The sequence below is a fragment of the Oscillibacter sp. ER4 genome, assembly GCF_000765235.1.
Taxonomy (GTDB): domain Bacteria; phylum Bacillota; class Clostridia; order Oscillospirales; family Oscillospiraceae; genus Hominicoprocola; species Hominicoprocola fusiformis.
Genome location: NZ_JPJG01000010.1, coordinates 20,126 through 31,369 on the forward strand (window position 1 = coordinate 20,126; position 11,244 = coordinate 31,369).

At 61.8% G+C, this 11,244-nt stretch carries 11 protein-coding genes; 8 read left to right on the forward strand and 3 right to left on the reverse strand.

Going from position 1 to position 11,244, the window contains the following annotated elements:
* Positions 1-32: 32 nt before the first annotated feature.
* Positions 33-410, reverse strand: a complete 378-nt coding sequence (locus tag NI20_RS13960) for an ATP synthase F0 subunit C (protein WP_081958327.1) — start codon at positions 408-410, stop codon at positions 33-35.
* Between the two features lie 164 nt (positions 411-574).
* On the opposite strand from NI20_RS13960, the gene NI20_RS0101735 reads away from it, so the two are divergent.
* Positions 575-1,222 (forward strand): class I SAM-dependent methyltransferase, encoded by a 648-nt coding sequence (locus NI20_RS0101735; protein ID WP_255357992.1) that lies wholly within the window; start codon positions 575-577, stop codon positions 1,220-1,222.
* Positions 1,223-1,279: 57 nt separating this feature from the next.
* Here NI20_RS0101735 and NI20_RS0101740 read toward each other — a convergent pair whose 3' ends face one another.
* Positions 1,280-2,269 (reverse strand): ATP-binding protein, encoded by a 990-nt coding sequence (locus tag NI20_RS0101740; RefSeq protein WP_033119726.1) that lies wholly within the window; start codon positions 2,267-2,269, stop codon positions 1,280-1,282.
* Positions 2,270-2,287: 18 nt separating this feature from the next.
* On the reverse strand, positions 2,288-3,211 hold the full coding sequence (locus tag NI20_RS0101745) for a DnaD domain protein (protein ID WP_033119727.1): 924 nt from the start codon (positions 3,209-3,211) through the stop codon (positions 2,288-2,290).
* Between the two features lie 185 nt (positions 3,212-3,396).
* Between NI20_RS0101745 and NI20_RS0101750 the strand changes: the two genes are divergently transcribed.
* The 7 genes from NI20_RS0101750 to NI20_RS0101780 all read left to right on the forward strand — a co-directional run.
* Positions 3,397-3,714, forward strand: a complete 318-nt coding sequence (locus NI20_RS0101750; RefSeq protein ID WP_033119728.1) for a cell division protein ZapA — start codon at positions 3,397-3,399, stop codon at positions 3,712-3,714.
* 3 nt (positions 3,715-3,717) lie between these two features.
* Positions 3,718-5,838, forward strand: a complete 2,121-nt coding sequence (locus tag NI20_RS0101755; RefSeq protein ID WP_033119729.1) for a U32 family peptidase — start codon at positions 3,718-3,720, stop codon at positions 5,836-5,838.
* A gap of 60 nt (positions 5,839-5,898) precedes the next feature.
* Positions 5,899-6,471: a nucleoside triphosphate pyrophosphatase gene (locus tag NI20_RS0101760; protein WP_033119730.1), complete on the forward strand. Its 573-nt coding sequence runs from the start codon at positions 5,899-5,901 to the stop codon at positions 6,469-6,471.
* Positions 6,472-6,507: 36 nt separating this feature from the next.
* Entirely contained in the window at positions 6,508-7,347 is an 840-nt protein-coding gene (gene mreC, locus NI20_RS0101765; RefSeq protein ID WP_033119731.1) for a rod shape-determining protein MreC, read from the forward strand.
* 11 nt (positions 7,348-7,358) lie between these two features.
* Positions 7,359-7,868, forward strand: coding sequence for a hypothetical protein (locus tag NI20_RS0101770; protein WP_033119732.1), 510 nt, complete (start codon positions 7,359-7,361; stop codon positions 7,866-7,868).
* Between the two features lie 42 nt (positions 7,869-7,910).
* Positions 7,911-9,932 carry a penicillin-binding protein 2 gene (locus tag NI20_RS0101775; RefSeq protein ID WP_033119733.1) on the forward strand — a complete coding sequence of 674 codons (2,022 nt, stop codon included), beginning with the start codon at positions 7,911-7,913 and terminating at the stop codon, positions 9,930-9,932.
* A 63-nt stretch (positions 9,933-9,995) separates the two neighbouring features.
* A partial coding sequence (locus NI20_RS0101780) for a glycoside hydrolase family 13 protein (protein ID WP_033119734.1) occupies positions 9,996-11,244 on the forward strand: 1,249 nt, incomplete at its 3' end.

The window sequence follows — 11,244 nt, forward strand, 5'->3', positions numbered from 1 at the left end:
TCCGCCGCTCTATTCCACTTTTCTCGTTATCGTCACAATACGAAGATGATCAGGATGGCTATGATCAGCGCATAGATGATGACCGTCTCGATAAAGACAAGACCCATCATCATCGAGGTGCGAATCTGCCCCGCCGCCTCGGGTTGTTCGGCCATGTTGTTCGCCGCCTTCGCGACCGAATGCGCCATGCCCAGCGCGCCGCCAAAGCATGCCACACCGATAAGCGCCGCCACCGCCCAGATCTTGCGCACCTTGGTGGTGTTCTCCTCCGAGCGCGCGAGCTCTTCCTCGCTCACCGTCTGTACAGCAGGTTCCGCGTCCGCCGTACCGCCCGCGGCGGCCAGCGCCGGAATCGTCAGCGCGCACAGCAGCGCCAGCACCGCAAACAGCGACCAAATTCGTTTCATCATTCGACTCCTTAACGCAAAATGCAGTTTCTTTGCGAAATCTTTATAAAGACTATATACCACCCGCGCGCCGATGGCAAGTCATTTTATAAAAAGCACAAAAAGTAGGATCCTCTCCCTTAATTTTTCGTTTTTTTTCTCTTGAGAGTAGCATTTTCCGCGCGTTTCTGCTATCGTGTAGAGAAACAGATCACACAGAAAGGAAAATGCACATGTTCTGGGATCGGGTCGCAGGCGTCTATGACCTTTTTGCAGACATATTCAACAAGAAAACCCACAAGGCGCTCATTGCCGCCGTCAGCTCCCGCATTGCGCCGGACGATGCGGTGCTCGAATGCGCCTGCGGCACGGGCCTTCTCACCGGTGCCATCGCCAAACGCTGCCGGACGCTTCTCGCGACGGACTTCTCCGCCAACATGCTCAAGCGGGCGAAGAAGAAATACGGCGCGCTGCCGAACGTCACGTTCCGTCAGGCCGATATTCTGCACTTGGATGAACCGGACGGGCAGTTCGACGTGGTCATCGCCGCGAACGTCATCCACCTGCTCGACGAGCCGTACAAGGCCCTTGCCGAGCTCGACCGCGTCTGCCGCAGCGGCGGCACGATCATAGTCCCGACCTATATGAACCGCAGCGAGCAGGGCAAGACGAGCGGCTTTGCCTCGACCGTCGGCAAGGCGGGCGCGGACTTCAAGCGTCAGTTCACGTTCGACACGTATAAGCAGTTTATCGCCGCGGCGGGCTACGACGATGTCGACTACGCCTACTGTCCCGGCCGCGTGCCCTGCGCCGTCGCCGTGATCTACAAGCCGTAAAAAGCAAGAAAAAAGGCTCCGCAGAGTATTCTGCGGAGCCTTTTTTACATTTTGTATTCATTTTTTCTTCTGCCGGCGGATGTCTTCGCCGAAAAAGAGCAGCATTTGATACTCTCCCTGCAATCTTGACAGCACCGGCGCGCCGTAGCGCCGCCCGAGCTCGTCGGGGCTCAGGTTCGTGGAGATGACGGTCTTCTTCCCCGTGATGAGGCGCGTGTTGACGATCTGATACATCGCGCTGTGGACAAAGCTCGTCATCAGCTCGGTGCCGAGGTCGTCTAAAATCAGCAGGTCGCAGCCGAGCGCGCGGCTCACGGCGGTGTCGGCGTTCTCGCCGTCGTCGCGGCCGAACTTCTGCGCCTCGAAGCGGGCGAAGATGTGCCCCGCCGTGTCGTAGACCACGCTGTGGCCGCTCGCGCTCACGACGCGCGCGATGGACGCGGAGAGGAACGTTTTCCCCAGCCCCGTGCCGCCGGTCAGCAGCAGGTTGCCGCTCTTGGGCGAAAACTCGTGCGCGTAGTCCTGGCAGATGTCGTACACGCGCTCCATGTTCGTGCGCGGCGACACGCCGAGGTCGCTGTCCGGCACAGACGAATAGTAGTCGAAGTTGAAATTTTCAAAGCACTGCGAGCCGAGGTCCAAAAGGCCCGAAAGCTCCTTGTTCTGCTCTCTGGCGTAGTAGCCGCGCAGGCACGAGCAGACCTCGCTGCCGAGAAAGCCCGTGTCGTTGCAGCGCGAGCACTTGGGCTTTTCCTCGAGATAGTCGCCCGGCAGTCCCAGGCGCGTCAGGAGAAGGCGCTTTTCCTGCTGCAAGTTGAGGTTTTCCTCCCGCAGCGCCTCAATGGCCGGGCGCGGGTCCGTCCCGCGGCGCAGGCCGGAGGCGATGATCTTCGCCATCGTGTGCGACAGCTCGCGGTCGATCTCCTCAATGCGCGGGCACTTGGTATACACCGCGCGTTCGCGCGCGCGAAAATTCTCCGCGCGGCGCTGCTTGTCCTCGTCGAAGCGCGCCAGCGCTTGGCGCATCAGCCGCCCATCGTAAGACATCCTTCTCCCCCGCTTTCGTTACTGATTCAAATATTCCTTCATCCAGGCGTTGCCGCCGGTGGTGTTCTTCTTCGGCTTGCTCTGCTCCTTGGCGTTCTCGGCCCTGACCTCGGCGAGCGTGTGCAGGCCCTTTTCGTGCCAGCGCTTCAGGATGCCGTTGCAGTACGGCCAGCGGAACTCATGGCAGTGCAGGATCGTACGGTCGTAGGCCTCAGCCACGGTCTCCGCCGGAAATCCCATCTCCGCCCACGCGGAGAGATACTTTTCCTCGCTCGGCGCGCTCGCGCGGCCCTGCATTTGCAGCGCCGCCATATATTCGGGGTACCTGCCGCGCAGGGCTTGCTCGCGCTTCATGTACTCGCTGGCCTTTTCGATGGAAAAGAGCTCCTTGCGCGCCCAGACGTAGCCCTCTTTTTCGATCTCGCGCATGTTGGGCAGCCGCCCCTCGCCGAACTGCTGCTCCTTTTTCGCGATGCAGTAGTTGACGAGCGTGTAGACCACGTCCGCGGGCAGACCCAGATTTTCGTACAGCCCTAACAGCTTCTTGACCGACGGGGTCGAGAGCGGGCCGAGCTTGTGCTCCACCTCGCGCAGAAGGCAGGCGAAGCGCCCGTCGCCCTCCAGCTTTCGCGCGATGTCCTCGCGCGTGTACTCGGGCGGCTCGCTGAGCTGCTGGGGCGGCGGAAGGGGCGCTTCCTCCTTCTTCTCCGGCGCGCCGACGAGCTTCATCTCGTAGAGCGCCTGCTCCGCCGCGCGAAGACGCGTTTCGTCCCACTTGAGCTCGCGCGCGAGCTTGCCGGAGTCCGCCGCGCCGCGCGCATGCAGGATGGCGAGGTACAGCAGCGCCGCGTCGCCGCTGCCACCCGCGATCAATCGCTTGACCGTCGCCGATGAGAGCGTGATGTTCTCCTCGGTGCTCAAATGCAGCACATAGCCTGCCATGTTCCCCGCCTCCTTTCGTCCATTTTCGATTTCATTATTCTACATGAAATTTTCCCGTTCGTAAACATGAAATTTTTTGCTTCCCCCTTTTCACATTTTCACTCCCGTGTTATACTGTTAGAGATTATATGGGTGGAATTTGCCCTTTTTTGTGCAACGCCGAAATAGAAAGGAGCACACAAATCATGGAAAACCGCATCACGATCTCCATCTGCGACGAGGAATACACCTTTGTCGCCGAGGAAGCCCCCTCCTATATGCAGAAGGTCGGCTCCTACGTCAACGACAAAATGAGCCAGCTGCTCGACGCTGCCAAGGTCGGCCGCACGGACGCCGCCGTGCTGACCGCCGTGAACATCACCGACGAGCTCTTCAAAGAGCGCGAGGCCGGCGACGCGCTGCGCCGTCAGGTCAAGCAGTACCTCGACGAGGCTTCTCAGGCCAAGAATGAGGTCAGCGAGCTCAAGCGCGAGATCTTCAAGCTCCAGCAGCAGAAAAAGTAAGCCTTGACGACAGAGCTGTTAGCGCCCGCGGGCGGGCGGGAGGCGCTCGTCGCCGCCGTACAGAGCGGTGCGGACGCCGTGTATATGGGCTTTGGCGCGTTCAACGCGCGCCGCAGCGCGAGGAACTTCTCTGACGAGGAATTCCGCGCGGCGGTCTCTTATTGCCATTTGCGGGACGTGAAGGTCTATCTGACGCTCAACACGCTCGTCACCGACCGCGAGCTCCCCGCGCTTGCCGCGGAGGCGCGCACCGCGTCGGAGTGCGGCGTGGACGCGATCCTGGTGCAGGATTGGGGTGTTCTGGCGACGCTGCAAAAAATTATTCCCGACGTGCCGCTGCACGCTTCGACGCAGATGAGCCTGCACACGCTCTCGGGCGTTCAGGAAGCGGCAAGGCTCGGCATGACACGCGCGGTGCTCGCGCGCGAGCTGAACCGCGAGGAAATTGCCGAGATCTGCCAAAAAAGCCCCATTGAGATCGAAACGTTCGTCCACGGCGCGCTGTGCATGTGTTACAGCGGCCAGTGCGAGATGTCCGCCGTCATCGGGCGGCGCAGCGGCAACCGTGGCGCCTGCGCCCAGCCCTGCCGCCTGCCCTACGGCTTTTCCGGCAGGGCGGACGGCCATCCGCTGAGCTTGAAGGACGCGAACCTCGCGCTCTTCGTGCCGGAGATGATGGACATGGGCGTCGCGTGCCTCAAGATTGAGGGGCGCATGAAGCGCCCGGAGTATGTCGCCGCCGTGACGGAAATTTACGCGCGTCTCCTGCGCGAGCACAGAGGGCCGACGAGGGACGAGCAGAAAAAACTCGCCCTCGCTTTCTCGCGCGACGGCTTTACCGAGGGATACTATCGCGGCGTGCGCGGACGTGAGATGTTTGGCACGCGGCCCGAAAACGCAAGATGGCCCGAGGACTGGTTTGCCGAGGTCCGTGCGCGCTATGAAAAGGAAAATCTGCGGCTCGTGCCGCTCGCATTGGAATGCACCATCCGCGCCGGTCAGCCGATGACCCTGACGGCGGAAGATGCGGACGGCCACCGCGTGACCGTCACCGGCGCGGTGCCCGAAACGGCGCAAAATCGCGCGCTCATGGCGGAAGAGGTGGAAGCACGCCTCAAAAAAACCGGCGGCACGGCCTTTTCGGTCGCGTCCTGCGCGGTCACGCTGAACGGTGGCCTCGCCGTCAGCGCGGGCGCGCTCAACGCCCTGCGCCGCGAAGCGCTTGCGCAGATGGAAGCGCTTCGCACCGCTGTGCCTGCACGCCGCACGTTCGACTTTGTCCCGCCGAAAACGGTCAAAAACAGCGCGGACAAGCCGCTTTTGACCGTCTCCATCCACAAGGCCGAGCAGCTAAGCGAAGAGCTTGTCGCCCTCGCTCCCGCGCGGGTGTATGTGCCCGTCGAACTGCTGGCGCAGCTTGACCTTTCGCCGTATCTCGGCAGAACGGAATTTTTCGCTGTCCTGCCGCGCATCTACCGCACGCAGGACGAAGATATCCTGCGCTCGCTGCTTGAGGATGCCGCCAAAAAAGGCGTCACGGGCGTGTCGATCGGCAACCTCGGCCACCTGCCGCTCGCGCGCGGACTCGATGCAGCGCTCCACGGCGACTGGGCGCTGAACGTCTATAACTCCGCCGCGCTCGCTTTCTGGAAAGAACAGGGACTTTCGAGCGCGTGCGTCTCGTTCGAGCTGCGCGACGCACAACTGCGCGACCTCAGCAAGTGCCTGCCCTGCGAGGCCATCGTCTACGGCAGGCTCCCCCTCATGGTCACGGAGAACTGCCTGAATGCAAACGAGTCCGGCTGTCGATACTTTAAGGAACGTCCTGCGTCCGTCCCGGCAGACGGCGCATGCGCAAGCGCCCCCGAGCTCACCGACCGGCGCGGCGAGCACTTCCCCGTGCTGCGCTCGTGGGGCTGCCGCAGCGAGATTGAGAATGGCAAAATTCTCTATCTCGCGGACAAGGCGAAGGACTGGCAGTCGCTCGGTCTGCGCTTTGCTCAACTCCGTTTCACGACCGAGAGCGCCTCTGAATGCGTCCGCGTGCTGCGCGCGTATCAGGGCGAGACGGTCGAAGCGCCGGAGAATATCACCCGTGGGCTCTTCTACCGTGGCGCAGAATGAATCCAATTTGTAATAATCCTTATTGATTCTACATTTTATCATCAATTTGTGAGGCATATCATGGCAATCGTTTTGGCATCTCAATCCCCGCGCCGTCAGGAGCTGCTCGCCCGCATCGGCGTGGAGGACTTTAAGACCCTCTCGCTCGACATTGACGAGAGCTATCCGGAAGGTCTTTCTCCCGAGGACACGGTGCGCTATATTGCAAAGAAGAAGTGCGACGCTGCCGCCGCGCTCTGCGCGCCCGATGATCTCATTATCACGGCGGACACGATGGTCTTTTTGGACAATGACCGCCTCGGCAAGCCGCACGATGAGGACGATGCGTTCCGCATGCTGCGCGCGCTTGCCGGCCGCGGCCACACGGTCTGCACGGGCGTGAGCGTTCGCCGCGGCGCGCAGGAAGAGCGCTTCGCCGTGTCCACGCGCGTCTTTTTCCGCCCGATGGCGGATAACGAGATCCGCGCCTACATCAAAACCGGCGAGCCGATGGACAAAGCCGGCGCCTACGGCGTGCAGAGCCGCGGCGCGCTCTTCGTCGAGCGCATCGATGGCGACTTTTTCAACGTCATGGGTCTGCCCGTTGAGCAGCTTGGCTTAGTGCTCGCGCGCTTTGGCGTCAAGCTCCTCTAACCTCTCCCCTGCCCTACGATGAAAGGAGGGTAAGCCTTGAAAGAATTTTTCCGTCAGCACGGGCTGCGCATTCTGGCCGTCGCCGCGGCGGTCGCCGTGGCATTGAGCCTTTTGACCTACTTTTCCTCGACGTCCTCGGTGCTCGAAAACATCGCGGGCGTGCTGACGTACCCGTTCCGCGCCGCCGCCACCGCCGTGAGCGACTGGGCGGCCGACAAGCGCCAGTATTATGAGGACACGACCACACTCAAGGAGGAAAATGCGGCGCTCAAAAAAGAGATCGCGGACCTTCGCGCCCAGCAGCGTCAGGCGCAGGCCGACAGCGAGGAAAATAAGCTCCTGCGCGAGCTTTTGAAGCTCCAGCAGCAGCGGCGCGACTTCACGTTCGTCTCCACCGCCGTCCTCGCCCACAGCGAGAGCAGTTGGACGTCGTCGCTCTCGCTCAACCACGGCACCGATCAGGACATCGCCGTGGGCGACTGCGTCGTCAGCGCCGAGGGGTATCTCGTCGGCGTCATTTCCGAGGTCGGCCTCAACTGGTCGACGGTGCTGACCGTCATCGACACGGACACTGAGCTCGGCGCGCGCATCTTCCGCACCGGCGAGGTCGCCGTGGCGGAGGGTGATTTCGCCCTGATGGGTCAGGGCAAACTGAAGCTCTCGTACCTCACGTCGGACGACGAAGTGCTCATCGGCGACCAGATCGTCACATCGGGCCTTGGCGGATATTACCCGAGCGGCCTTGTCATCGGCTCGGTCGAATCGCTCCAGACCGGCGACGACGGCCTCGCCCGCTACGCGGTCCTTGCCCCCATGATGGACTTTGCCGCCCTGACCGAGGTGTTTGTCATCACGGACTACGACATTGTCGACTGAGGGAGGCGCGCATGAATCTCACCCAAACCACCGCGCTTAAGTGGACATTCTACGCGCTTGCCGCGGCGGCGCTGCTCTTTCTGCGGCGGCTTTTTCTCGGGTCGATGACGTTTTTCGGCGTCATCCCCTTTCTGCCGCCCGTCATTTTGGCGGTCATGGCATCGTTCGAGCTGCCGCGCTCGTCTGTCATCGCGGGCATCGTCTTCGGCGCGCTGTGCGACCTTGTGCTCCCCGCACCGTTTCCGTGCCTGTACACGGTTGCATTTACGCTTGCGGCTCTGCTCATTTCGACCGTTGTCAGCAGCTTATTGCAGCAGGGCTTTGCCCGTGCGTTGCTCTCGACCGTGCTGACATTTCTGCTCGTTGACCTCTTGCAGGCGTTCGCGCTGCTGCCGCGCAGCGGCTTAGCAGCCATTTTGCCGATGCTCTCGCTCTTTGCGCGTGAAACGGCGCTCTCGTGCCTGCTTCTTCTGCCGGTCTATCCGGCGCTGCGCGCCATCCGCCGCATTTTCCCCGACTGATTTTCCCCCATTTTCCCCAAGCCTCAACGAAAGGAGGCCGCTATGGACCCCAAACGCTTTACCCGCCGCCTGATCGCACTCGGTGCGGCGATGTTTCTCTGCGCGCTCGTGTTCGTCGTCACGCTGTTTGACGCGCAGATCGTCAACGGCGACGATTACCTCGACAAGTCCATCCGCACGAACGCTAAGCCCGAGACCGTCAAGGCCTCGCGCGGCATCCTCACCGACCGCAACGGCAAGGTGCTCGTGTCGAACCGTGCGGTCTACACGCTGAATTTTGATTCCTCGCTCGTCTCTTCCGACGAGCTCAACGACGCGCTGCTGCGCGTCATCGAACTGATGAACGCGCAGGGCGTTGAAATTAAGGACACGCTGCCGCTCGCCAGGACCTCGCCCTACGCCTACGACACCGCGAACGGCAGCGCGAAAACACTCGTCAAATACCTCGTCTCGCTCAAGTGGATCAATGAAAAGAACGTCGGCGATGACGGTCTCCCCACCACTCTGACGGGCTCTGCGCTGTATCTGAAGCTGCGCAGCGAGTACGGGATCGACGAAACCCTGCCCACCGGCACGGTGCGCACGCTCATCGGGCTGCGCTACTCCCTCGCCTCCGCCAAGATGAACGGCTCCACGACCTTCGAATTTGCGAGCGACGTGGATGTTTCGCTCATTTCCCTCATTAAGGATGGCGACTATGCCGGCGTGCAGGTGGACACCTCGTCCGTGCGCGTTTACGAGACCGACTACGCCGCCCACGTCCTCGGCTACACCGGCAGCATTCAGGACTGGGACGACTATAAGGATAAGGACGGCTACACGCTCGCGAGCACCGTCGGCATCTCCGGCGTGGAAAATGCGTTTGAAGACTATCTCCACGGCAGCGACGGCAAGCGCCTTGTCACGCTCAACGAATCCGGCAAGATCACCGGCGAGCTCTACTCCGTCGAGCCGAAGCCCGGCTCCACCGTGGCGCTGACGATCGACATCGACTTTCAGGCACAGGTGGAGGAGGCGCTCAAAAATACTGTCTCTTCCATGACAAAATCCGACGGCATCGACCGCGGCGCGGCCGTGGCCGTCGTGCAGGTCGGCACGGGCGACGTGCTGGCGCTTGCGTCCTATCCGACCTATTCCCTCTCGACGTTCCGTCAGGACCTCGCAGAGCTCTCCACCGACCCCTTGCAGCCGATGTGGAACCGCGCCACGCAGGGCAAATACGCCCCCGGCTCGACCTTGAAGCCGCTGACGGCCATCGCCGCGCTCGAATCCGGCGCGACGACCGTGCGCGAAAAGATCTACGACTCCGGCAAGTGGACGTACCCCGGCTACTCCGCGAGCTACACCTACTGCTGGAAGCGCAGCGGCCATGGCTCGCTCAACGTCCGCGGCGCGATCATGAACTCCTGCAACTATTTCTTCGCCGAAATGGGCTACCGCATGGGCATGGACACGCTGCGCGAGTATTACGCCAAATTCGGTCTCGGCGCGCCGACCGGTATTGAGATCGGCGACACCGCGGGCCGCCTCCCCTCGCAGAACGAGGGCGAGAACCTTGCCCCGTGGGCGGCGTTCGGTCAGGCGAATCAGGAATACTCCCCCCTCCAGCTCGCAAATTACATCGCGACGCTCTGCGGCGGGGGTGACCGCTACGCCACGCACCTTTTGAAAAACATCCGCTCCAGCGGCTCCGGTGCGCTCGAATACGTCTATGACGCCGAGCCGGTCGAAAGGGTCGAAATGAGCAGCGAAAATCTCTCCGCCGTCCTCGCCGGTATGCACGACCTCGCGACTGACGGCGCGGTGTCGCAGTATTTCAAGGCCTGTATCGTCGACGCCGCGGCCAAGACCGGTACGATCCAGACTGGCGACACGAAGAACAACAACGGCGCGTTCGTCTGCTTCGCCCCCTACGACGATCCGCAGATCGCCGTCGCCATCGTCATCGAAAAGGGCGGCTCCGGCGCAGCGTTGGCCTCCACCGCCGTGCAGGCGCTCAACGCTTACTTCTCCAACACGTCCGCGTCCTCCGCGATCACGGGCGAAAATACACTGCTGGGTTAAGCGCGCCGTTTCGGCGCGCTTTTACCTGTTTCAGCCGCTTTATTTGGCAGAAAGGAATGTGTTATGTTAACTAAATGGTTTGATCCGCGCGATCTTCTCTTTAAATCTCCCTTTGGCGCGGTGCCCCGCGGCGCCGATGTCTCGTTCTGCTTTCGCCCCGAGCGCGGCGCGGCGGTCACGCGCTGTGAGCTGCTTGCTCACGGCGAGTTTGCCGATCAATGGACGACGGTGGAGCTTACTCCCGCGCAGGAGGACGGCCACGTCGTCTATCGCGGCATCTTCACCGCGCCGGATGACGTGGAGCTCGTCTGGTACCACTTCCGCCTCTCGTGGGCGGACGGCGGCACGAGCTGCTACGGCAAAAACGGCCTCTGCGCGTGGGACGCGGTCGAGCCCTGGCAGCTCACGGTCTACGACGACACACACAAAACGCCCGCGTGGTTCGGCCGCGGCGTGACGTATCAGATCTTCCCCGACCGCTTCCGCCGCGCTAAATCTCGTGATGTTGCAGACCTTGTCGGCCCGCGCACGCTGCACGAAAATTGGGACGAGCTTCCCGAATACCGCCCGAACGCCGAGGGCGAGATCACGTGCAGCGACTTTTTCGGCGGTGACTTGCAGGGGATCACGGAAAAGCTCGACTACCTCGCCTCTCTCGGTGTGACGACACTCTACCTCTGCCCGATCTTCGAGGCCTCGACCAACCACCGCTACGACACGGCCTGTTATGAGCGCATTGACCCGCTGCTCGGTGATGAAGCGGACTTCCGCACGCTCTGCGCGGAGGCGAAAAAGCGCGGCATTCACGTCATGCTCGACGGTGTCTTCAACCACACGGGGCGAAAGAGCGTCTATTTCAACGCCGACGGCTTTTATGACGACCTCGGCGCGGCGCAGGGCGAGCAGTCGCCCTATTACCGCTGGTACAACTTCCACCCATTCCCCGACGAGTACGACGCCTGGTGGGGCATCAAGAACCTGCCCGCGGTCAACGAGCTGGAAAAAAGTTATGTTGACTACATCATCGAGGGTGATAATTCCATTATCAAGCACTGGCTGCGCGCGGGCGCATCCGGCTGGCGGCTCGACGTCGCCGACGAGCTCCCCGACGAGTTCATTGCCAAAATTCGCGCGGCGATGAACGAGGAGAACCCCGACACTTATCTTCTCGGCGAGGTCTGGGAGGACGGCACGACGAAGATCGCCTACTCCCAGCGCCGCAAGTACCTGCTGGGCCGCGAGACGAACGGCCTGATGAACTACCCGTTCCGCACGGCGCTGATGGCCTATTTACTCGGCGGCGGCGCGGAAT

What these genes read in the sequence shown, in the direction of transcription:
- NI20_RS0101775 (WP_033119733.1), top strand. Translation starts at nt 7,911, where the DNA reads ATGGACCCCAAACGCTTTACCCGCCGCCTGATCGCACTCGGTGCGGCG.
- NI20_RS13960 (WP_081958327.1), bottom strand. Translation starts at nt 410, where the DNA reads ATGATGAAACGAATTTGGTCGCTGTTTGCGGTGCTGGCGCTGCTGTGC.
- NI20_RS0101745 (WP_033119727.1), bottom strand. Translation starts at nt 3,211, where the DNA reads ATGGCAGGCTATGTGCTGCATTTGAGCACCGAGGAGAACATCACGCTC.
- NI20_RS0101750 (WP_033119728.1), top strand. Translation starts at nt 3,397, where the DNA reads ATGGAAAACCGCATCACGATCTCCATCTGCGACGAGGAATACACCTTT.
- NI20_RS0101770 (WP_033119732.1), top strand. Translation starts at nt 7,359, where the DNA reads ATGAATCTCACCCAAACCACCGCGCTTAAGTGGACATTCTACGCGCTT.
- NI20_RS0101740 (WP_033119726.1), bottom strand. Translation starts at nt 2,269, where the DNA reads ATGTCTTACGATGGGCGGCTGATGCGCCAAGCGCTGGCGCGCTTCGAC.
- NI20_RS0101760 (WP_033119730.1), top strand. Translation starts at nt 5,899, where the DNA reads ATGGCAATCGTTTTGGCATCTCAATCCCCGCGCCGTCAGGAGCTGCTC.